The sequence below is a fragment of the Noviherbaspirillum sp. genome (genome assembly GCF_036563305.1).
Lineage (GTDB): Bacteria > Pseudomonadota > Gammaproteobacteria > Burkholderiales > Burkholderiaceae_D > Noviherbaspirillum.
Window position 1 is genome coordinate 79,337 of record NZ_DATCMQ010000005.1, and the last position, 20,793, is coordinate 100,129.

At 66.9% G+C, this 20,793-nt stretch carries 17 protein-coding genes; 6 read left to right on the plus strand and 11 right to left on the minus strand.

Annotation, left to right across the window (positions count from 1 at the left end):
- Positions 1-165: 165 nt before the first annotated feature.
- The gene (locus VIM12_RS03155; RefSeq protein ID WP_331940162.1) at positions 166-798 is read left to right on the plus strand and encodes a hypothetical protein; all 633 of its coding nucleotides are present in this window, start codon (positions 166-168) and stop codon (positions 796-798) included.
- Between the two features lie 1,091 nt (positions 799-1,889).
- On the opposite strand, the gene lhpH is transcribed toward VIM12_RS03155, so the two are convergent.
- The 3 genes from lhpH to VIM12_RS03170 all read right to left on the minus strand — a co-directional run bounded on the left by lhpH (position 1,890) and on the right by VIM12_RS03170 (position 5,616).
- Positions 1,890-2,900, minus strand: coding sequence for a trans-3-hydroxy-L-proline dehydratase (gene lhpH, locus VIM12_RS03160; RefSeq protein ID WP_331940163.1), 1,011 nt, complete (start codon positions 2,898-2,900; stop codon positions 1,890-1,892).
- Between the two features lie 192 nt (positions 2,901-3,092).
- The gene (locus tag VIM12_RS03165; RefSeq protein ID WP_331940164.1) at positions 3,093-4,688 is read right to left on the minus strand and encodes a glucan biosynthesis protein D; all 1,596 of its coding nucleotides are present in this window, start codon (positions 4,686-4,688) and stop codon (positions 3,093-3,095) included.
- 379 nt (positions 4,689-5,067) lie between these two features.
- The gene (locus tag VIM12_RS03170; RefSeq protein WP_331940165.1) at positions 5,068-5,616 is read right to left on the minus strand and encodes a helix-turn-helix domain-containing protein; all 549 of its coding nucleotides are present in this window, start codon (positions 5,614-5,616) and stop codon (positions 5,068-5,070) included.
- Between the two features lie 140 nt (positions 5,617-5,756).
- On the opposite strand from VIM12_RS03170, the gene VIM12_RS03175 reads away from it, so the two are divergent.
- The 4 genes from VIM12_RS03175 (at position 5,757) to VIM12_RS03190 (ending at position 9,702) form a co-directional block, all read left to right on the plus strand.
- Entirely contained in the window at positions 5,757-7,244 is a 1,488-nt protein-coding gene (locus tag VIM12_RS03175; RefSeq protein ID WP_331940166.1) for an NAD(P)/FAD-dependent oxidoreductase, read from the plus strand.
- Positions 7,241-8,050, plus strand: a complete 810-nt coding sequence (locus VIM12_RS03180) for an SDR family NAD(P)-dependent oxidoreductase (protein ID WP_331940167.1) — start codon at positions 7,241-7,243, stop codon at positions 8,048-8,050. The genes VIM12_RS03175 and VIM12_RS03180 overlap by 4 nt, the downstream gene beginning before the upstream one ends.
- Positions 8,047-9,024: an alpha/beta hydrolase gene (locus tag VIM12_RS03185; RefSeq protein ID WP_331940168.1), complete on the plus strand. Its 978-nt coding sequence runs from the start codon at positions 8,047-8,049 to the stop codon at positions 9,022-9,024. The genes VIM12_RS03180 and VIM12_RS03185 overlap by 4 nt, the downstream gene beginning before the upstream one ends.
- 90 nt (positions 9,025-9,114) lie before the next feature.
- The gene (locus VIM12_RS03190) at positions 9,115-9,702 is read left to right on the plus strand and encodes a sugar O-acetyltransferase (RefSeq protein ID WP_331940169.1); all 588 of its coding nucleotides are present in this window, start codon (positions 9,115-9,117) and stop codon (positions 9,700-9,702) included.
- A 9-nt stretch (positions 9,703-9,711) separates the two neighbouring features.
- On the opposite strand, the gene VIM12_RS03195 is transcribed toward VIM12_RS03190, so the two are convergent.
- From VIM12_RS03195 to VIM12_RS03220, 6 genes are all read right to left on the minus strand, one after another.
- Entirely contained in the window at positions 9,712-10,389 is a 678-nt protein-coding gene (locus VIM12_RS03195; protein WP_331940170.1) for an ion channel, read from the minus strand.
- A 19-nt stretch (positions 10,390-10,408) separates the two neighbouring features.
- On the minus strand, positions 10,409-11,596 hold the full coding sequence (locus tag VIM12_RS03200; RefSeq protein WP_331940171.1) for an acetyl-CoA C-acetyltransferase: 1,188 nt from the start codon (positions 11,594-11,596) through the stop codon (positions 10,409-10,411).
- Positions 11,597-11,639: 43 nt separating this feature from the next.
- A complete protein-coding gene (locus VIM12_RS03205; RefSeq protein WP_331940172.1) occupies positions 11,640-12,782 on the minus strand; it encodes a CaiB/BaiF CoA-transferase family protein in 1,143 nt (380 codons plus the stop codon).
- Positions 12,783-12,878: 96 nt separating this feature from the next.
- Positions 12,879-13,751, minus strand: a complete 873-nt coding sequence (locus VIM12_RS03210; RefSeq protein ID WP_331940173.1) for an NAD-dependent protein deacetylase — start codon at positions 13,749-13,751, stop codon at positions 12,879-12,881.
- The gene (phaZ, locus tag VIM12_RS03215) at positions 13,748-15,043 is read right to left on the minus strand and encodes a polyhydroxyalkanoate depolymerase (protein WP_331940174.1); all 1,296 of its coding nucleotides are present in this window, start codon (positions 15,041-15,043) and stop codon (positions 13,748-13,750) included. Before phaZ ends, VIM12_RS03210 begins: the two co-directional genes overlap by 4 nt.
- Positions 15,044-15,220: 177 nt before the next feature.
- A complete protein-coding gene (locus tag VIM12_RS03220; RefSeq protein WP_331940175.1) occupies positions 15,221-15,820 on the minus strand; it encodes a class I SAM-dependent methyltransferase in 600 nt (199 codons plus the stop codon).
- Between the two features lie 550 nt (positions 15,821-16,370).
- Between VIM12_RS03220 and VIM12_RS03225 the strand changes: the two genes are divergently transcribed.
- Entirely contained in the window at positions 16,371-16,769 is a 399-nt protein-coding gene (locus tag VIM12_RS03225) for a hypothetical protein (RefSeq protein WP_331940176.1), read from the plus strand.
- 60 nt (positions 16,770-16,829) lie between these two features.
- On the opposite strand, the gene VIM12_RS03230 is transcribed toward VIM12_RS03225, so the two are convergent.
- Both VIM12_RS03230 and VIM12_RS03235 read right to left on the minus strand, forming a co-directional pair.
- Positions 16,830-19,463, minus strand: coding sequence for an AAA family ATPase (locus VIM12_RS03230; protein ID WP_331940177.1), 2,634 nt, complete (start codon positions 19,461-19,463; stop codon positions 16,830-16,832).
- The gene (locus VIM12_RS03235; protein WP_331940178.1) at positions 19,460-20,575 is read right to left on the minus strand and encodes a DNA repair exonuclease; all 1,116 of its coding nucleotides are present in this window, start codon (positions 20,573-20,575) and stop codon (positions 19,460-19,462) included. The genes VIM12_RS03230 and VIM12_RS03235 overlap by 4 nt, the downstream gene beginning before the upstream one ends.
- Positions 20,576-20,793 lie beyond the last annotated feature (218 nt).

Sequence of the window (20,793 nt, forward strand, 5' to 3'; positions counted from 1 at the left end):
GCGTCAAGCCGGCCCCGAAGGGGTGAAATATCCGCGCCGTCACGCAAATAACGAAAAGTAGTAAACCGGATCGCGCATATAGCGCAAATATATGTGACGCATCACGAAAAACATTGCATAAACGTGACGCGTCACGTAAAATGCAATCATTGGATAGGGGGATATATGGGCCGTAACTACATTGCTGAGAGAACGATTGCTGATCCGCGTGAGCGAGCTGCTGAAAAGGCTCGGCGCAAGCAGTTGAAGGCTAAACAGGTTGCGACTGATTTGGCCATCGTAGAGCGGTTGAACCGTAAATATGGGCCTGGTGGTGAAAGCGACTTATTTCAGCAGCAGGAGCCTCAGCCGAAGCGTGGTCGCGGCCGTCCCCGCAAGGATGATGCAATGACGCCAGCTGAGCGCGCTAAGCGGTATCGGGAGCGTCGCCGCCAAATGGCGAATAACGGTGACGTCACGCAAAATAACCAAACCCGTGACGTCACGAATAATGAAGATGTTGATTTCTGGCGCGGCATGTACGACGCGCAGTTGGAGCGCACGGTTGAGCTTGAGCGCCGGTTGAATGCTGGTGGTGGTAAACGTTGGACATACGCGCAAGTCACGGAAATTACGGAAAAGCGAATTTCCGAGCTTATGGCGGAGGCGGGTTCTAATGTTGATTCCGGTGACTATCACGCAGCCAGTCAAAAACGCAATTGGGCCTTTGGTTGCTATCTTGCTTGGTCAGAGCTCACAGGTTATGACCGTCCTGTTGAAGATCGTAAGCGGTTAGAGGGTATTTGCAACGCGTGGTAATCGTGACGCGTTACGAAAATGACGTCAAGCCGGCCCCGAAGGGGTGAAATATCCGGGTCTCCCAGGGAGAAGGTCACCAGGTGCGGTAACCAGTTCAGACCGGGTCGTCGCTTCAGGCGTCGGGCCGGATTTTCAGGCGGTTGCCATCGCCTCAGCGCCTACAGAGTGCAGGCTCTAACGCAAAACCCCTCGCTCCTGAAGACCATTCCGTCGATCGCGATCTGACCAAATAAAATTTGCGCCGGCGCGGCCAAAATCGACGACCTGGTTACGAAAAGCAGCTGACCAGGTCGAATATTGTTCGGTTCCAGTAAGGCAGACGGGCCGTGTCATAACCCAAGGCAGGGTCGTATCGACCCTGCGGGCTGTAGGAGTGGCACTGGAGGACTTGCCGCAGGCAAATCCGGAGGGCCGCGACGGCACGATATCATTACCCACGTGCAATTAGAGCTATTCGAATGGGAACCGCTCACAGAGGCGGAGAGACAGCACTGCCTGGGGGAGATCCGACGCGGCTACTGGTTCATCAGGAACACGCGACGCGGCTACAATGACGCGGCCCGGCGACGGCACTACCGCAACATTGCCAGGCATAAAAAACGCCTGCTCGAGGCAGGCGTGTCTAAACGGGAAATTCTGGACTTCTTAGCCGAGTGCAGGCGCCCTGGGTGACTTTAGCAGCCGGCGAGCTGCACGGCGCAACTTCCGCAGCAGATTTGACATAAGAACAATTATACGTATAAACCAATTGAAGATTGGCAAAGTTGCTAGCTCACTAAACGTTGAACTATTTGCACCGGTCCAGGTTTGCTGCAGCGGCTCTACTGGCACAAAAGCGAGGTTCTGCCGCTAAATGCATCGCGGTTTCTCACGACCAGCGGTTGTGTTCCATGTCACCGGGTTACTTTGCGGGCTTGTGGTTTGAACCAGCCCGCAGCCCTGCAGGAGGCGATCGTTTCCCATCGCAGGAATCGCCTCACGCTGCCGACCGGAGCTCCTGAGCGTGCTTCCGACGCCAGAAACGGGAGCTGCATGCTGCAAACGCGTCCGGCGATGCCGACTGGCGCCCCGGACGCTCGCCCCGGCCCGGATCACCGCAGGAAGAAGCCCGAGGGAAAGGGATCGTCGTCCTCAAGCACCCACTGATTGAAGCCGGCGATATGTGCGGTCCCGGTCACTTCGGTGATGGCGGCATCGTAGTTGCCGACCCTGGTGGTTCCGGTCACGCGCACGGTGAAGCTGCTGCCGACGATGCTGCCGTTCACATAAGGCTGGTCCAGGGCGAGTTGTCCGCGCAGGAACAGTTGCGCGGCGCGGCCGGAAGTGCCGGTTCCGGTTGGCGAGCGGTCCACTTCCCTGTCGGCAAAGATGCAGACATTGGACTGGTCGACGCCCTTGCGATTCGGCGCGCCGTCGACGATGGTGCCGTACAGTGCATCTAGGCCGGCTTCGACCGGATGCTGGACCTTCACCTTGGCCTTGACGGCGGCCTTGGTCTCCGCGCCGAGCTGGATCAGGGGGCGGACGCGCTCGGGCACGATGTCGAGCTTCGCCTGGGCGGCATTGATGTAGTAGTAGAAGGCGCCGCCGAAGACGATATCGCCGGTAATGCGGCCGAAGGTGGGCGTCTCGACTTCGAGGTCACGCATGTAAATGAAAGAGGGGACGTTGCGGAAGGTGACGGCGCCGGCGCGCTTGCCGTCCCATTCCACCCGGGCTTCGATGAAGCCGGCCGGCGCGTCGAACCCGATGCGGGTGACCGGCGTCGTTCTTTCCACGTACCCCATCTCGACGAGCACCCGGCCGAGGGCGATGATGCCGTGGCCGCACATGTCGCTGTAACCTTCGTTGTGGATGAAGATCACGCCGAAATCCGCTTCCGGCGTCGTCGGCGGCAACAGGTAGGCGCCGTACATGTCGGCATGCCCGCGCGGTTCGTTGATCAGGAACTGGCGGAGGTCGTCGCGGTGGGCTTTCAACCACGCGCGCTTTTCAAGAATGGTGTTGCCGGGAACCGGCGGCATGCCGGATACCAGGATCCGCAGGGGCTCGCCCCCGGTGTGTGCGTCTATGGTCTGGATGGTACGAACAAAGCTGGGCATTTCCGTTTTCCCTTTTTCATGCGGAGCGAACTGGCGGCCGGGCGAGCGCCGGGGCGGCCTCGCTCCCGCAGCCGAAGCTGCCGGCACCGTTCACGGGTCGCGGCAGCGTGTCCAGGCGTGCCATGCGACCCTGCATGCGCCGGCGCGAAAGGATACTCGCGCACGGCAGGTCGTGCAAATGCCCCGGCTTCGCTAGCCGCGCTGCGCGACGTCCGCGCCGGTCGGGCTCCATTGGTAAAGCCAGGTCTCGCAAAGCGGCGCACCGCCTGCCGTCATGTAGGCGCGCAAGTCGATCGGCGCCATGTTGCTGTCCGTCGGACGCAGGTCGAACATCAGGCGGTAGCCCTGCACATGCTCCAGCGGACGTGCGGAGGCCAGTTCGATTTCCCCGCGGGAGGCAGTCACCACGGGAATGACCTTGGCATCCTTGCCGAGCAGCTTGAGATTGCCGCCGACGAAGTCCACCACGAAGCGCCAGGAGAAATGCTTGCGCGGCTGCCCGACCACGCCACCGATACCGGTACGGGTGTGCGCCACGGTGGCGAGCGAGGGGTTGACCGGCATCTGGCGGCCCCAGTGCATACGATAGGAATACAGCAGCTCCTGCCCGGCCTGCGGCTTCTCGGCGGGGTTCCAGAAGGCGACGATGTTGTCGAATGTCTCGTCGACGGTGGGGATCTCGACGAGCTGGATGGCGCCCCTGCCCCAGTTCGACTTCGGCTCGATCCAGAGGCTGGGCCGGCGGTCGTAGAAGACGCCGTCATCCTGGTAGTTGTCAAAATCGCGGTCGCGCTGCATCAGGCCGAAGCCCTTCGGGCTGTCGTCCTGGTAGGCGTTGAACCGCAACTGCGCCGGGTTCGTCAACGGACGCCAGATCCACTCGCCGTTGCCGCGCCACATCGACAGACCGTCCGAGTCGTGGATTTCGGGGCGCCAGTCGTTGGCTGCCGCAATGTGCCGATCGTTCTCGCCGAACTGGTACATGCTGGTCAGCGGCGCAATGCCGAGGCGCTCGATGGTCTTGCGGGGGTAAAGGGCGACATCGACATCCATCACCAGTGTCGCCCCCGGCTCGATCTCGAAGCGGTACGCACCGGCGATGCTGGGGGAGTCGAGCAGCGCATAGACCACGAGCCTGCCCGCCTCTTTCTTCGGCCGTTCCAGCCAGAAGTGGGTGAAGTTGGGGAATTCCTCGGGCCGGTCCATGCCGCAGTCGATCGCCAGCCCGCGCGCCGACAAGCCGTACTGCCAGTCCGAACCGACCGCTCGAAAATAGCTGGCGCCGAGGAAGGCGGCGACGTCGCGCGTCAGATCGGTATGGAAGTTGAGGCGGAAGCCGGCAAAGCCGAGATCCTTCGGCAGCTTGGCGGCGTTGAGCCCGCTTTTCCCGTAGTTGAACATGGCGGGGTCGTAGGCGATCTCGCGTGCGCGGCCGTCGACCACCTCGTGGATCTGCACCGGGGTCCTGAAGAACAGGCCGAGGTGGAAGAAGCGCGCCTGGAAACGCGCGGCATCGTCGCTCCAGAGCGCATGATCGGCCCGGTACTGGATGGCCTGGTACTGGTCCCAGTCGAGTTTCTCGACGTCCGCCGGAACCCTGTCCGGCACCGGCTGGTAAGCCCTTGCGGCGCGCTGGCGTGCCTCTCCCTTCAGCCAGGCATAGTCGAACGGGCGTGCTTCGCCGATGAACTTCGTGGTGCGTGGCCGGGCCGCTGCGGCGAGCAGCTGGGGATGAAAACCCGCCGCGGCAAGCGCAGCGAGTCCGCGCAGGATATGGCGTCTCTGCATAGGTCCTCTCGGTTTCCGGTTGGGAAAGGCGGCGCGCAGGAATGGCGCGCCGGAGCAAGGGCGCCGCGCGTGACAATGCATGAAGCTTGCGGGCGGCTCCGCCGTGCCGAGAGCTTAAGCGCGGCAGCGCGAGCGTTGTTTGTTCTAGATAAGAGTTTCTGCAGAAAATCCCGTCCTGGACGAGAAATGCAAGTGCCATGCGGACATGATTCCCGGATCGCGGAGCCGTGGCACCGGCGCCGGATGGCATGGCGTCCGAGTGCGAGAATGTGCAGCTGGACGCCAGGGTCAACCTTGCGCCGTCCGGCGGCATGGCGCGGACGTAATGGAGGCGGCGAAACGCCCTCTCCTGCCCCGGGCATCCGTGCCGGTGCTGTCACTACCGCGTGAACAGGACCTGCACCAGCCGCATCGCGGTGTCCGTCAACGTGCCGATCGACGGCGCGTAGCCCTGGTTGACCCAGCTCGACGCCAGCTGGATCACGCCGCCGAGCACTGCCAGGTGCAACAGTTCATCCTTGCCGTTCCCCTGCAGGGATAACGCTTCGCTGTTGCTGCGCGCGATCGCGCGCAGGGCGAGTTCGAATGCCTCGTCGACCGCCCGGCTCACGCCCCGGATCTCGACCAGGAACACGCGCGCCGAATGCGGCTCCCGCTGGAGCGCGGAGAAGTACGCATGCAGCATTCCGCGCGCACGCTGCTTGCGACCGCGCATGCCGCGTACCGCGTCCAGGCTTTCGCGATGCACCGCATAGGTCACTGCATTGAAAGCCGCGACCAGCAGCTCCTCGCTGTTGGCGAAGGATTCGTAGAAGTACCGTTCAGTCAGGCCGGCGGCTTCGCACACGGCCTTCACCGATGCGTTGCGGTACCCGCGCTCGCCATACACGGCGATGGCGGCGGCTATCAGGCTGTGACGGCGCAGCATGCGCCGTTCATCCTGGGACATGCCGCGATAAGGGCGAGGGGTGGGTGGTCGGGCGGCCATGCGCTATTTTGACACGACTTCTTGTCAGACCGCAATTGACAAGGTACAGTGTCAAAATTACTTCACGCACGGCGACCACCATGGCCATCACTCCCCCAGCTTCGACCGAGAACATGCTCGACGTCCTCATCATCGGCGCCGGCCTGTCCGGCATTGGCGCTGCCTGGCAGCTGCAGAAGCGCTGCCCGGGAAAGCGCTTCGCGATCCTGGAAGCACGCGACGCCATCGGCGGCACATGGGACCTGTTCCGCTATCCCGGCATCCGCTCGGACTCGGACATGTATACCCTCGGTTATGCGTTCAAGCCCTGGACCAATCCGAAGGCCATCGCGGACGGACCGTCGATTCGCGCCTATATCCGGGAAACCGCGGATGAAGCGGGTATCACGAGGCACATCCGCTTCCGCCAGAAAGTCGCGAGTGCCGCCTGGTCGAGCGAGGAGGCCTGCTGGACGGTCGTCGTCGAGGACCTGGCATCCGGCCGGCGCTACACCGTCCGCGCGCGCTTCCTCTACAGCTGCAGCGGCTACTACAGCTACGACGAGGCCTACCGCCCGCCATTCCCCGGCGAGGAACAGTTCCAGGGCACCTTCGTGCTGCCGCAATTCTGGCCCGAGGGGCTGAATTACGCAGGCAAACGCGTCGTGGTCATCGGCAGCGGCGCGACAGCGGTCACCATCGTGCCGGCCATGGCACAGACGGCGGCGCACGTGACGATGCTGCAACGCTCTCCTTCCTATGTCGTCACCCGGCCCGGGCAGGACCGCATTGCGCAGGGACTGCGGCGGGTTCTGCCGGAACGGTTCGCCTACAGCCTCACCCGCTGGAAAAACGTGCTGGTCGGCATGTTCTTCTTCCGCCTGGCGCGCAAGCGACCGGAGCCGTTCAAGCGCTACATCGTGCAGATGGCGGCGAAACAGCTGGGCCAGGGCTATGACGTCGGCACCCATTTCACGCCGCAGTACAAGCCCTGGGACCAACGGGTGTGCGCCGTGCCGGACGGCGACCTGTTTCGCGCGATCCGCAAGGGCGCCGCCTCCGTCGTCACCGGCACCATCGAATGCTTCACCAGCACCGGCATTCGCCTGCAGTCCGGGCGTGAGCTGCCGGCTGACATCGTGGTGGTCGCGACCGGCCTGAAGCTCAATGTGCTGGGCGGCGTCAGCCTCACCGTGGACGGCGTCCCGTGCGTGCCGAACGAGGCGATGGCCTACAAGGGCATGATGCTGAGCGACGTACCCAACATGGCGATGGCGTTCGGCTACACCAACGCGTCGTGGACGCTGAAGGCGGACCTCACCGCCGGCTATGTCTGCCGCCTCCTGCAGTACATGGACCGCACCGGGGCGGCGATCGCCGTGCCGCGGCGCGAAGCCGGCGTCGCGCCGCAGCCCTTCCTCAACTTCACCTCGGGCTACGTGCAGCGGGCACAGCACCTGCTGCCCAAGCAAGGTTCGCGCACGCCCTGGCAGGTGTACCAGAACTACCTGCAGGACCTCGTCGCCATCCGCTTCGGCCGCGTGGCCGACGGCGTCATGCGCTTCGGCGCCAAGGGAGCCATGCCATGAATCTGAAAGACAGGGTGGCGGTCGTCACGGGCGCAGGCGGCGGCATTGGCCGCGCCACTGCCCTTTCGCTCGCGCGCCGAGGTTGTCACCTTGCGCTGGCCGACATCGATGACAGCGGGTTGATGCAGACGGCGGCCCTGGCCAAGGCCGCGGGCGCGCGCGTCAGCACGCATCGCCTTGACGTGGCAGACCGCGAATCGGTGCGCGCGCTGCCGGCCGTCGTGAACGCGGCGCATGGCCGCGTCGACGTGCTGGTGAACAATGCCGGGGTCGCGCTGGGCGGCAACTTCGAGCAGGTCAGCGAGGCGGATTTCGACTGGCTGATGGACATCAATTTCAACGGCGTGGTACGCATGACGCGTGCCTTCCTGCCCTACCTGCACGCTGGCAGCAGTTCGCGCATCGTCAATGTCTCGAGTCTCTACGGCCTGGTTTCGCCGCCGGGCCAGGCTGCATACTCGGCCAGCAAGTTCGCGGTACGCGGATTCTCGAATGCCTTGCGTCACGAGCTGGAAGGTTCTACCGTCGGCGTGACCGTCGTGCATCCGGGCGGCGTCGCCACCTCGATCGCACGCAGCGCGCGGACCCCGGCCGGCGTGCCGGAGGAGGAAGTGCGCAAGCGCAAGGCGCTGACCGAGAAAATGCTGCGCATGCCGGCGGAAAAGGCAGGCGAGATCATCGTGCGCGGCATCGAGCGGGACAAGGCACGGATCCTGGTCGGGACCGATGCGAAAATCGTGTCGCTGATCGAACGCCTGGCGCCGGTCCGCTACTGGCAACTATTGAAGAAGGGAGTCCAGCAATGAGCATCATTCTGACGGCGGCGGCAATCATGGCCATGCTCGTCCTGGCCGGGGCGGCCGGCCTGGCGCTGTTCACCTGGTGGACCGCCCGGCGGGTGGAGGCCGGCATGCCGCCGCAAGGCCGCTTTGTCGATGCCGCCGGCGTGCGGTTTCATGTCACCGAACAGGGCAGCGGGCCCGGCGTACTGCTGATCCACGGACTGGCGGGCCAGATGCGCCACTACACCTACGGCGTGGCATCACAACTCGCGCGGGAATACCGGGTTGTCGCGATCGACCGGCCGGGCTCGGGTTACTCGGTGCGCGACGCATCGACCCCGGCCGACCTGTCTACCCAGGCAGCATCGATCGCCAGCCTGATCGACACGCTGCAACTCGGACCGGCTCTCGTCACCGGGCATTCGCTCGGCGGCGCCATCGCCCTCACGCTGGCCGTCGAGCATCCGCAACATGTCGCCGGACTCGCCCTGGTCGCGCCGCTGACGCATCCGCCGGAAGACGATGCTCCGCCCGCGGCCTTCCGCGCCCTGACCATTGCATCGCCCTTCCTGCGCAAGGTCTTCGCATGGACGTTGGCGATTCCGGGGTCCATCGCCGGACGGCACGCCGTCCTCGACCAGGTGTTCGGACCCGAGCCGGTGCCCGCCGATTTCGGCACGCGTGGCGGTGGCCTGCTCGGACTGCGTCCCAGCCATTTCATCGCTGCGTCGCGCGACCTGCAGGCGGTTCCGCTGCGCCTGTCCGCCATTGCGGCCCGCTACGCTGAACTGCGGACGCCGGTCGGCATCCTGTTCGCCCGCGGCGACCGCATCCTCGACTGGCGGGCGAACGGCGACGCGCTTGCCGCGAAGGTGCAGGGCGCGCGCCTGAAAGTGGTTGACGGCGGACACATGCTGCCGGTAACGCAGCCCGACGTCACGGCCGACTTCATCCGGGAGTGCGCGGAGCAGGCATTCCGGACCAGCCGCGCAACCTGAGCGCAACCCCGCCGCCTTTACCGCGCCCCGACAGGTATCGGCAGGCTGCTTGACCGGGCACAAGGCCGCGCACGGGCATGGCTGGGGACAATGACGGCACGCCCATCACTTGCCCCTGCCATGAAGACCGAGAAGCAAAAGATGCTCGCCGGCGAGCTCTACGATCCGAACGACGCGCAGCTCGTCGCTGAACGGCGTCGCGCCCGCGACCTGCTGCTGCAGATGAATGCGACACGGGAGGACCAGCTGCAGGAAAGGCAACGCTTGCTGGCCGAACTGCTGGGCAGCGACACCGACGCGTTGATCCAGCCCCCTTTCTACTGCGATTACGGCACGAACATCACCCTTGGGGAGAAGGTCTTCATGAACTTCAACTGCGTGGTGCTGGACGTGGCGCCGGTGCATGTCGGCAGCTTCGTGCTGTTCGGCCCGGCGGTACAGATCTACACCGCGACGCATCCGATGCGCGCGGCAGAGCGCAGGGGCGGCCTCGAAGGCGGCAAGCCGATCGTGATCGGCGACGACGTATGGATCGGCGGCGGCGCGGTGGTCTGTCCCGGCGTGACCATCGGTGCCCGCAGCGTGATCGGCGCGGGCAGCGTGGTGACGAAGGACATACCGGAAGACGTGTTCGCGGCCGGCAATCCCTGTCGCGTCATCCGCGCCCTCGCGGGCTGAAGGCGCCCCTCATCGCTGCGGCGCCTGTACCGTGAACCCGATCAGGCGCGCCACCACCGCGGCGAGGTAGATCAGGCCGACGAACATCTCGACCGAGGCGACCGCGCGGGCCTGCGGGCTGAGCGGGATCACGTCGCCGATGCCGGTGCTCGAGAGCAGCGCGAAGCTCAGGTAGTTCAGTTCGGTCCAGGTGCGCGCGGCCTCCGGATTGACGGCGGCGGCAAAGGTACCCGGCTGCAATGCCTGTATCAGCACGAACAGATGGGTGAAGGCCCAGGCCAGCAGCGTGAACGTGGCGCCCGCCGCGAACAGTTCGTCGGTGGTCGCCCGCCGGTCGCCCATCATGTACGCCACCAGGCTGCCCGCCGCGTAGAAATAGAACAGGGCCTCCAGCCCCGCCGACCATGGCACCAGTTGCGGCAGGCTGAAGACCATCTGCAGCAGGAGCAGCACCGTGACAGGTACCGCGATGCTGGCGCTGATCCATGCCAGTCCGGGGGTGCGCCGCACCATGTACACCGTCAGGTTGAGCACCACGATGCCGAACAGGTTGAAGGCGACATGCCCGGCAGGCGTGGTTTCTATCATCGGGTAGAGGAGCATGCCGAGGATCTGCACGATTAGCAGAAAGGCGCAGGGGTGGCGGCGGCTGCGGGCGAGGAGCTGGAGCGACTTCATCGATGCCATACGGCTCCCTTTCAGCAGGTCACAGGCGTTCGACGATCGTGACGTTGGCCATGCCGCCGCCTTCGCACATGGTCTGCAGTCCGTAGCGCTTGTTGCGGTGTTTCAGGGCATGGACCAGCGTCGTCATCAGCTTGGTGCCGGAGGCGCCGAGCGGATGGCCGAGCGCGATCGCGCCGCCGTTCACGTTCAGCCGCGCCGGGTCCGCCCCGGTTGCCTGCAGCCACGCGAGCGGTACCGAAGCGAAGGCCTCGTTCACCTCGAACAGGTCGATGTCGTCGATCTTCATGCCGGCCTTTTCCAGGGCGCGCAGGGTGGCCGGAATCGGCGCTTCCAGCATGATCACCGGATCGTGCCCGAGCAGGGACATGTGATGAATGCGCGCCAGCGGCTGCAGGCCGAAGGTCTTCAGTGCCCTGTCGCTGACAACCATGACGCCGCTGGCACCGTCGCAGATCTGGCTGGCGTTGGCGGCGCTGATCACCCCGCCCTCCTGCAGCAGCTTGACGCCCCGGATGCCCTCCAGCGACGCGTCGAAGCGGATGCCTTCGTCCACCGTATGCAATTCACCGTTCCCGGCTCCGCCTTCATCGGCAGTACGCGCCTGGACCGCCATGACTTCGTCGCGGAACAGGCCCTCGCGGGTGGCCGCAATCGCCTGCTGGTGGCTGCGCCACGCATACTGGTCGAGTGCATCCCGTGACAGGCCGTATTTGCGCGCCACCATCTCGGCGCCGACGAACTGGCTGAAATCCTCGATGCCGTCATACCGCGCCCGGATGCGCGGGCTCATGTAGTAGCCCATGCCGTTCTTGCGCGGCAGCGCGCTCGCGCTGAACATCGGCACCCGCGTCATGCTCTCCACGCCGGCGGCGATCACCACGTCCATCGTGCCGGCCATGACGGCCTGTGCCGCGAAATGCAGCGCCTGCTGCGACGACCCGCACTGGCGGTCCACCGATGTGCCCGGCACCGATTCCGGCAGCGTCGAGGCCAGCACCGCGTTGCGCGCAATGTTGGTCGACTGCTCGCCGACCTGGCTCACGCAGCCCATGATCACATCCTCGACCGCGGCCGGGTCGATACGGGCACGGGCGACCAGTTCGTCCAGCACGCCCGCGGCCAGGTCCACCGGGTGCCATCCCGAGAGGCGGCCGCCACGGCGGCCGCCGGCGGTCCTTGTCGCAGCGACGATATAAGCTTCGGCCATGATTGTTGTCTCCTTTGTTCGTTGAAAACTGTCCGGGCGGTGCTCAAATGACACCGGCGTTCTGCAGTGCGGCAATCCGCCCGGCGTCGATACCCCAGTCGCGCAGGATCGCGGCGCTGTGCTCGCCCGGCTGTGCCGGCGGCGACGGCGTGTCCGGCCTGCTGTCGCTGAAGCGCGGCGCCGGCGCAGGCTGGATGATTCCGTCGAGGTCGACGAAGGCTTGGCGCGCGACGTTGTGCGGATGGCGCGGCGCCTCGTCCCAGTCGAGCACGGGCGCGAAACAGGCGTCCGTCCCTTCGAGCAGCGTGCACCATTCGGCCCGGGTCCGCGTCCGGAACAGGTCCGCAAGACGCTGCCTGAGCAATGGCCAGGCGCCGCGGTCGTTCTGTGCGCGAAAGGCCGGGTCGTCGATCCCGCAACGCTCGAGCAGCAGCGCATAGAACTGCGGCTCGATGGCGCCGATGGCGACGTACTTGCCGTCGGCACAGGCATAGGTGCCATAGAAATGGGCGCCGCCGTCCAGCAGGTTCTCGCCGCGGCGATTGCTCCACGTGCCCGCGGCGCGGAAGCCGTACATCATCGCGGACAGCAAGGCGGCGCCGTCGGTCATCGCCGCATCCACCACCTGGCCCTTGCCGGTGCGGCCGGCCGAGAGCATGGCCGCGAGTACGCCGAAGGCAAGCATCATCGCGCCGCCGCCGAAGTCGCCGATGTAGTTGAGCGGCACCGCGGGAGGCTCCCCGGCCTTGCCGATCGCATGCAGCGCGCCGGAGAGGGCGATGTAGTTGATGTCGTGCCCGGCCGCGTGCGCCAGCGGCCCTTCCTGGCCCCAGCCGGTCATGCGCCCGTAGACCAGGCGCGGATTCCGCGCGAGGCAGGCGTCGGGGCCGAGGCCGAGGCGCTCCATCACGCCGGGACGAAATCCTTCGATCAGCGCATCCGCCTGCGACACCAGGTCCAGGACGATGTCGGTGGCGCCCGGCTGTTTCAGGTCGATCGCCAGCGAACGGCGTCCGCGCGCAGTGACGTCGAAACGCATTTCCTCGACGACCACGCTGGCGCCGCTGCGGCGCCGGTCGATACGGATCACCTCCGCGCCCATGTCGGCGAACATCATCGCGCAGAACGGCGCCGGCCCGAGGCCGACCATCTCGATGATCCTGAGTCCCGCCAGCGGACCTGCCATCGCACTCTCCCGACTATCCGAAACCGCCATACTATCCCGGCGGCGGCGGACTTGCACCAGGGCACGGACGTATCCGCCGCGCCCGTCGCGTCCACGTCATCCCGCGTGTGCGAGCGGGTTGTCCTGGCGCGCGCCGGACAACCCGAGCTGTTCCGCAAGCGCGGGCAGGATTTCCTCGGACCGCGCGGCCAGCGTGAGCGAGAACAGATGATCGGCACGGGTGATGCCGAGGTTGACGGCGGCAAGCGGCTTGCCCTGTTCGGCAGCCAGCATGCACAGGCGGTAGGCGGAATGCACCATCAGCGACGAACCCACCACCAGCATTGCGCCGGCCTGCTGCAGCAGCGCGTGCGCCCGTTGCTTGCACTCGGGCGGCACGCCGTCGCCGAAGAACACCACATCCGGCTGCAGCACGCCACCGCAATGCGCGCATCCGGGAACCGTGAAGGTGGACAGGTCGGCCGGTTCGAGCAGCGCGTCGCCGTCCGGCGCCGGCGCTGCAGCGTGCGCGGACCAGAACGGATTGACGGCCTCCAGCAGCGCTTGCATACGACTGCGCTCCAGCCGCCCTCCACACGTCGTGCAGCGGACGACACGGATCGAGCCGTGCAGCTCGACCACCTGGCGACTGCCTGCGGCGAAATGCAATCCATCGACGTTCTGGGTGACCACGCCAGGCACGATGCCACTGGCTTCCAGTGCGGCAAGGGCGAGATGCCCGGGATTGGGCTGCGCCGTCCCGAGCAGGCGCCAGCCGACCATGCTGCGCGCCCAGTAGCGCTTGCGCACGGATGCATCGGCGCGGAATTCGGGCCCTTGCACCGGCATCCGCCCGCGCCGCACGCCGTGCGCGTCCCGGTAATCCGGAATGCCGGAGGCGGTACTGAGGCCGGCACCCGTGACCACCACGACCGGCCCCCTGCCCTGCAACCACTGCTGCAGCTTTCCTGCGTCTTCCTTCAAGCTCATGGGCGTAGCATCTCGTTTTCCTGGGCGCATGTTCGCACACCGGGCGAGGCCGCGCAGCCACCGGACATGCGGCGCTCCTGCGCTGCAACGAATGCGCGTACCGCCGGATGGACGCCGGAGCGCCAGCGCGCACCGGAAAACAGGGCAGCGTGGCCGGTGGCAGGTTCTGTATGGCAGACGCGCAGCGCATCGGAAATGCCGGCGCACAGGGCATGCGCCGCGTGCGTCTGGCCGGCCCCGCAGATTGCGTCGTCCGCGCCTTCGATGGTCATCAGCGCGGTGTCCCGGATCGCTGCCAGGCGCACCGGCCTGCCGCGCCACGAAAAGCGACCCCGCGGCAGCGCCGCCTGCCGGAACACCCGGTCGATCGTCGACAGGTAAAACTCGGCCGGCAGGTCGACCAGGGACAGTTCATCCTGGTAGCAGCGCCTTGCTTCTTCCAGCCCTGCCCGGTCCAGGACGCCCAGGCCGGCACAGGTCTGCAGCAGCGCGGCCATGCGGCCCGGCGCATCCGCACCGAGAAGGCACGCGGCCTGGAGAAAGCCCGGTGCAACGCGTCGTCCCGCCCCGGCAAATTCCCCCGGAATCGTCGCCGTCATCGCCTGTTCGAACAAAGCCAGCGGAGCAGCACGCGCGGCCAGCCCGGTGAACGTCGCGTTGATGCGCGGATCGACCGGCCCACACATCAGTATCAGGCTGCGCGGCGTAGCGGGGTCGCCGTCCTCCGCCAGCAGGGCGGCGGCCGCCAGGACCGGAGGGCACGACTGGCAGATCCCGGCGAGATGGACGCCGGGGCCGATCTCGCGCAGGAAGACAAGCAGGTACTCCAGGTAGTCGTCGATATCGAAGCGGCCCGCGGCGACCGGGACGTCGCGGGCATTGCGCCAGTCGGTCACGAAGACGTCATGCCCACCGAGCAATGCGCCGACGGTGTCGCGCAGTCGCGATGCATGGTGTCCCGACAGCGGCGCGACGAGCAGAATCTTCGGGCGTGGCAAGTCTTGCTGGCGGCGGAAGCGGACCAGGTTGCAGAACGGCAGGCGCAGCACGACTTCCTGGCGCACCGCAGAAAAGTCGCCGTCAGCTGCGGGCGCGCCGCCGAGCACGAACGGCGGCGCGTCGCCGCTCACCTGCAGCGACGCCAGCAGCTCCAGCGCAGCAGCAGCCGCATCCGATCCGGGCAGGGCATCGCCGAAGGGCCGCCATGTCTGGATCGCGGCAAGCATCGCACTGCGCGCCGGTGTGCACCATGCCGCGGCGTCCAGGTAGGTCCGATAGATATCGTGGTTCATCTCAGGTGGAAGGGCATGTCCGGCAGCCGGAAGGCAACCGGGCATGCCTGATGCGGGCGTTTACGATGACAGGGATACGGCGGGAACGCCGGGACGTCGCGCCAAGAACTGAGCGACGTCAAGGTGCGGACGACATGGCGTCCGGGATGCAGCGCCGCGGCATTGCCTGCCGGTGTGTTACGCGATCGCGCGCTTCTGCGCCTCGGTGATCGTCCAGTAGTAAATGGTGCTGCCCGCGACGGTTTCGGTTTTTTCCGGCGGCCACTCGTCGCCCATGTCGAAGGCGTGCGACACGACCCGCGTGCCGACTTTCAGTTGCCGCCAGAGTTGCGGGCGCAGTTCGCGGTTGATGCTGTTGAGCAGGTACAGCGTGACCACGGAGGCATCGGAAAGATCGGTCTTGAACAGGTTGCCGACATTGAACTTGACCTTGTCGGTCACCTTCGCCTTCGCCGCATTCGCGCGTGCCTCGGCGATGCGTTGCGGGTCGATGTCGATGCCGATGCCGCGTGCGCCGTATTTCCGCGCGGCCGTCACCACCATCCGGCCGTCGCCGCAGCCGAGGTCATAGACCAGGTCGCTCTTCCGGACGTTCGCGATCTCCAGCATGCGGTCGACCACCTCCTGCGGCGTCGGCACATAGGGCACGTCGAGCTTCGGCCCGGCTTTCTGGGCCCAGGTGCGCGGTGCAATCGATGCGACGGCGGCGGCGGCGCACAGGCGGAGGGTATTGCGGCGCACGGTGAAGGACGCCTGCGGAAAGGGCTTGGTCTTCATGCGGACTCCGGTTGGAATGCGTGGGCGGTTCCGATCCGATGGGCCGGCGTACGGGAAGTTCTCGAATTTGCGCTGGCGCTAGTCGCTGGCATCCGCGGCAACGAATTCCTGCGCCTGTACCGGGGCCGCGCCGCGCGCCTCGGTACCGGTCGGGAAATGCCGGCAACCAAGACTGCCCAATGGCAACGGCTGGAACGAAATGAAATGAGCTGTCGCGGACATGCCGCGCTAGCGTGAAGGCAGCGCCGGCGACGTTGAAGCGGGCCGCGCGGCAGGCCGATGCGGGGGGATCAAAGGCATGTCAGAAGGGGTTGGCCCGATCAGCCGGGCGACGGACCTCGTGGTCTGAGGCCCGGCTCGGTGAAAAGACGGGGCTGCGTCGAACCTCTTGCCGGGCGCGCAAGGCAAGGATTCACCGGCGGATGCCGGCGCAGTCCGGCGCCGAAGACACCGGGACGCGACCGACGCGGCAAGTCTGGGTGCCATGCCATTCCATTCCTGCGCGGCCTCGCTATACTCGCTGTTTTCCAGCCGACACCCGAAGACGCCAATGCACCAGCCGCCGATCCGCAAGGAATGCCCTCCGGGCGCCTGCACCTGCGCGCGCGAGCAGCTGGCGGACGCCCCGGCGCATGCCCTGCGGATCCTGCTGCTGACGAAGGAGGAGGAGAAAAAGCTGGTCGCGCGCATCGAAGGGCTGCGCAGCCTCGCCGAACTCCGCCATCTTGCCGCCCGCATGCATGAACAGCTCGGCATCGTGCTGCGCGTGGCGCCGGGAAGCAGTGAAGTGCGCACGGTGCGCGGCATCAGCATCACCCTCGACGAGCAGCCGGGACTCTGCCGCAAGACGCGGCAGGCTGTGCCCGCCGCCGTACGCCGCTGCCTGGAACGGAATCCGGAAATCGTCTACGCCATCCTGAACGAACAGGGCCTGCTGCGGGATGCGTGAGCGGCGCTTGTCCAGGCAGCCGGCCACCTCCGTCGCCCTGCCCGCCTCGCCGGCTGCCCGCTAGCCGGCCGTCAGCATCCGCAGGTCGCGCGGCGCCTCCGGCATGTCGTCCCAATCTTCAGGATGACAGGTGAATACCAGCACCTGATGCCGGCGTGCGGCGTCGCGCAACGCGCGCTTCAAGCGCGCGCGCCGTTCCGCATCGGTGTGAACCACCGCGTCGTCGAGAATCAGCAGGGTCGGCATGCCGGCCTCCTTCAGCAGGTCGGCATAGGCGAAACGGCCGAGCAGGCCGATCTGTTCCTGGGTGCCGAAACTGAGCTGCTCCGGCTCGGCGGCCGCGCCTTCTCGTACCAGGCTGCTCAGGGTCAGCTGTTCGCCGAGCGCGAGTTCCGCCTGCGGAAACAGCTTGCGGAAGTAATGTTCCATGCGCGCCAGCAGCGGTGCCTGCAGCTTCTGCACGGCCTTGTCCCGTTCCTCGACCAGAACCGCATGCAGCTTCGCCAGCCCGCTCGCGCGCAACGCGATTTCGGCGTGACGCCGCCCGAGCTGCTCGGCCTGCGCGGCGGCCTCCGCGAGCTGTTCGCCCAGGCCGCTGGCGCCGACCTGTTCCAGCCGCGTCCGCAGCGCGACGATCTCGTTTTGCAGCCTGGCGTGGGCCTCGCGCTGGTTGGCGGCGGCGCGCATCAGGCTGTCGGCTTCGTCGTCGTCGACGTCGGCGGCAAGCGTGTCCACCTCCGCCCGCAACTGCCGCGCCTGCACCGCCAGCTTCTCTTCCTGCGCGGCCGCCTCGACCAATGCGCGCTGCGCGTCGGCGCGCCTGGCCTGCCCTTCCGCACCCTCGATCCGGGAACGGCGCCCCGCAAGCTCATCCCCGAGCGAGGCGGCACGCGCAGCCAGCATCAGGTGTTCATCATGCAGCTGGCGGGACTGCTGCTGGCAGGCCTGGAAACGGGCTTCCGCCTGGCCTGCCGCCGCGCGCGCCTCGTCGACGCCGCTGGCGCCGCCGGCGGCGGGCAACCCGTCCAGCCGCACCTGCAGCGCCTGCAGCCTGGCCTGGCCCTGGCCGATTGCGTCGCCCAACGCCTGCAGTCCTGACGGCGCGTGAATCTTCAGCTGCTTCTCCAGGCTTTCCAGTTCCTTCTGCTGCGCCTCGTGCTCGGCCAGGCGCGCCTCGCCATCCGCCAGGCCGGAAACGCCGAGTTGAAGCAGCAAGGTTTCCCGTTGCGCCTGGCGCTCGCGAAGGGTGGCCGCAATTTCACTCGCCGCGGACGTCCCGGGAATCAGGCGGAATTCACCGACGTCCCGCACGGCCAGTACCGCCTCGCCCTCGAGCAGCACCTGTCCGGTGCCTGACAAGGCAGCGCCATCGAGCACCACCGCGCTGCCCGGAGCGAGCCGGAAGGCGATGCGGGTGCCGGCCGCCTCGGCCTTTGCCTGCAGGCTGGCAATCTCGGCGTCGAGTGCGCGCAGCCTGCGCAGCAGGGCGACGTCGATGCGTGTCGTCTCCAGCGCCGTTCGGCAGGCGGCGGCCTGCTCGCGCAGGGACTGCGCCGCCTGCAGTGCCTGCTGCAGGCGCGCCAGCTGTTCCTGTTCAAGCGCCGCCTGCTCGCGCAACTGCTGTGCCTGCTCCGCGGCGGCCGCGGCCTGCAGCGCCCGACGCGCCCGCTCCAGCGCGCCGGCGGCGGCTTCCTCGGATTGCCGGACCTCTAGCCAGCGGGCGTGCACCGCCTCCCCGGACTGCTGCGCGGCTGCCCGGTTGGCTTCCAGCGCCTGCATGGCGGCGAGTTCCTGCTGCGCCTGCTGCTCGCGCTCCTGCAGCAGCAGGATGCGTTCCGCAATCGCCTCGCGCAAGCTGTCGAGCTGGGCCAGCCGGTCGCGCGCCTCGCGCAGCGCGGCGAACCGGCGGCGCGCTTCTTCGGCACGTGCGGCCAGCGCTTCCCAAGGCCTGCGCCGGCCGACCTCGTCGGACTCGGCCTGCAGCCGCGCCAGCCGCTCGACGTCGGCGGCGAACGCGTCCTGGGTCTTCTGCAACTGCTGCAGGCGCTCGCGCGCGGCCTTCAGCGCGGCATCGGCCTCCGCATAATCGCCGGTCGGCTGGCCGGTGCGCGGCGTGAGCAGCTTGTGCAGTTCCTTCTGCACGGCGGCGATCAGCACGTCTTCGCCCTGCTCCACCTTGCCGCCCGCCAGTTCCCCCAATGCCTGCCGCAGGTGTGTCCCGGCGTGGGCGGCAGGGCCGGCAAGCTCATGTCCCTGGCCCTGCGTGATCCACAGCAGCCCGGGAATGCCGCCGTGCTGGGCGGTCGAGGCGCCGCGTCCCGGCATCGAGAAGCGCAGCAGCGCCGACAGCATCTCCTCGGCGCCGTCGCCGCTGTACTTCTCGCGTCCGTCATCGACCAGCAGCTCGCACTCCTGTCCCTTGATGAAGCGCTTGCGCAGGCGATAACTGCGGCCGCCGGTCTCGAACTCCACCAGCACCTGCGGACGCGCGGCCGGCGACTGCCAGGGAACGACGTGCGACAGGACCGAGGAACGATATCGCTCGAGGAAAACGGTGCGGATGGCGGTGGCGATGCTGGTCTTGCCCGCCTCGTTGGGGCCGGTGAAGATGTTGATGCCGTCCTGCAGGCCGTCGATCACCAGCTGGCCGCTGAACTTGCGGAAATCCTCGATGACGATGCGCCGCAGCTTCATTGCCGTGCCCCCAGCGCCTGCTGGAAGCGCGCCAGCAGCAGCAGCGCTTCGGTTGCCGCGGCGCGCTCCGCGGGTATCTCCTGCTCGGCGCGCAAACGTTCCACCGCACCGGCGAGATAGCCGCCGCGCGCACCGAGCGCGGCAAGATCGGCGTCGGTCGGCAGGAAGCGCAGTCCGGACAGGTCATGCCGCAGCGCCCGCACGCGGGCGGCCGCGGTCTCGATCGCCTGTTCGAGCGCGCGGTGTCCGGCAAGGTCGACGCCGCCGTCCGCTTTCAGCATCAGCACGTCCCTCGCCCCGAGGCTGGCGAGCCGTCCGGCCAGCACATCGACGTCGCTGGCCACGGCCAGGGTCTCATCCCAGCGCTGCCAGGTGTACTTGCTGCTGCGATGGGGGGTCACTTCCGGCACGCTGCCGGGCGCGGCGATGCGCACCTCGAGCAGCATGCCCGACGCGTTGTTGGTGAAGCGGTCGGTCTCCGGCGTGCCCGAATACCAGGTCCGGTCGTCGATCTGAAACATGCCGTGCCAGTCGCCCAGCGCAAGATAGTCCAGGCCGGCGCGCGCGCACCGGTCGGCGGCAATCGGATTGGTCGCCTCGATGCCTTCCGGCAGGCGCTCGGCCACGCATCCATGAGACAGGCCGACGCGCACGATGCCGGGGGCGGTCGCCATGTCGTCGAATACGGCGGTGACGTCGTCCATCGTGTGGCGCTGGGCGAGGGGCGCCGCGAGCACGGCGCAATCGCCGACCTCGACCACCATGGGCTTCAGGCAGACATGCACATTGGATGGAACGCAATCGAGTGCGGCGGCGCGGGTCCAGACGCTTTCGGCCAGCCCCGCGTCATGATTGCCCGGAATCATGACCCAGGTTCCGGCGTAGCCGGCAAGCGCGCCGAACAGCCTGCGGATCACGCGGTCGGAGACAGTCTGCTGGTCGAATACGTCGCCCGCCACCAGCACCGCCTGCACCTGCCGCTCCGTGGCCAGGGCCGCGATCTTCTCGACGGCCTCGAAACGGGCCTCGCCCAGCAGCGCCGCCTCCTCTGCGCTGAACTGGCCGAAACGGCTGCCGATCTGCCAGTCGGCCGTATGCAGAAAATGCACCATCGATAGTTTTCCTCAAGACGCCGGCGGACTGATTCGCGGATGCTGGGCAGTTGGGCCGGCGCAAGCGGAAATTCTACAGAAAGGACGGTATGGGCATACAGTATTTTCCTGCCTGCCCCGCCTGCGGCCTTCCTGATCCTTCGCCGCGGGGCTGGTAAACTGCGCGCCCCGCCGCCGGTGAACCTCGCTTTCACCCGCGCATCAGATACCGGTCGGCC

What these genes read in the sequence shown, in the direction of transcription:
- VIM12_RS03155 (WP_331940162.1), top strand. Translation starts at nt 166, where the DNA reads ATGGGCCGTAACTACATTGCTGAGAGAACGATTGCTGATCCGCGTGAG.
- lhpH (WP_331940163.1), bottom strand. Translation starts at nt 2,900, where the DNA reads ATGCCCAGCTTTGTTCGTACCATCCAGACCATAGACGCACACACCGGG.
- VIM12_RS03165 (WP_331940164.1), bottom strand. Translation starts at nt 4,688, where the DNA reads ATGCAGAGACGCCATATCCTGCGCGGACTCGCTGCGCTTGCCGCGGCG.
- VIM12_RS03170 (WP_331940165.1), bottom strand. Translation starts at nt 5,616, where the DNA reads ATGCTGCGCCGTCACAGCCTGATAGCCGCCGCCATCGCCGTGTATGGC.
- VIM12_RS03175 (WP_331940166.1), top strand. Translation starts at nt 5,757, where the DNA reads ATGGCCATCACTCCCCCAGCTTCGACCGAGAACATGCTCGACGTCCTC.
- VIM12_RS03180 (WP_331940167.1), top strand. Translation starts at nt 7,241, where the DNA reads ATGAATCTGAAAGACAGGGTGGCGGTCGTCACGGGCGCAGGCGGCGGC.
- VIM12_RS03185 (WP_331940168.1), top strand. Translation starts at nt 8,047, where the DNA reads ATGAGCATCATTCTGACGGCGGCGGCAATCATGGCCATGCTCGTCCTG.
- VIM12_RS03190 (WP_331940169.1), top strand. Translation starts at nt 9,115, where the DNA reads ATGACGGCACGCCCATCACTTGCCCCTGCCATGAAGACCGAGAAGCAA.
- VIM12_RS03195 (WP_331940170.1), bottom strand. Translation starts at nt 10,389, where the DNA reads ATGGCATCGATGAAGTCGCTCCAGCTCCTCGCCCGCAGCCGCCGCCAC.
- VIM12_RS03200 (WP_331940171.1), bottom strand. Translation starts at nt 11,596, where the DNA reads ATGGCCGAAGCTTATATCGTCGCTGCGACAAGGACCGCCGGCGGCCGC.
- VIM12_RS03205 (WP_331940172.1), bottom strand. Translation starts at nt 12,782, where the DNA reads ATGGCAGGTCCGCTGGCGGGACTCAGGATCATCGAGATGGTCGGCCTC.
- VIM12_RS03210 (WP_331940173.1), bottom strand. Translation starts at nt 13,751, where the DNA reads ATGAGCTTGAAGGAAGACGCAGGAAAGCTGCAGCAGTGGTTGCAGGGC.
- phaZ (WP_331940174.1), bottom strand. Translation starts at nt 15,043, where the DNA reads ATGAACCACGATATCTATCGGACCTACCTGGACGCCGCGGCATGGTGC.
- VIM12_RS03220 (WP_331940175.1), bottom strand. Translation starts at nt 15,820, where the DNA reads ATGAAGACCAAGCCCTTTCCGCAGGCGTCCTTCACCGTGCGCCGCAAT.
- VIM12_RS03225 (WP_331940176.1), top strand. Translation starts at nt 16,371, where the DNA reads ATGCACCAGCCGCCGATCCGCAAGGAATGCCCTCCGGGCGCCTGCACC.
- VIM12_RS03230 (WP_331940177.1), bottom strand. Translation starts at nt 19,463, where the DNA reads ATGAAGCTGCGGCGCATCGTCATCGAGGATTTCCGCAAGTTCAGCGGC.
- VIM12_RS03235 (WP_331940178.1), bottom strand. Translation starts at nt 20,575, where the DNA reads ATGGTGCATTTTCTGCATACGGCCGACTGGCAGATCGGCAGCCGTTTC.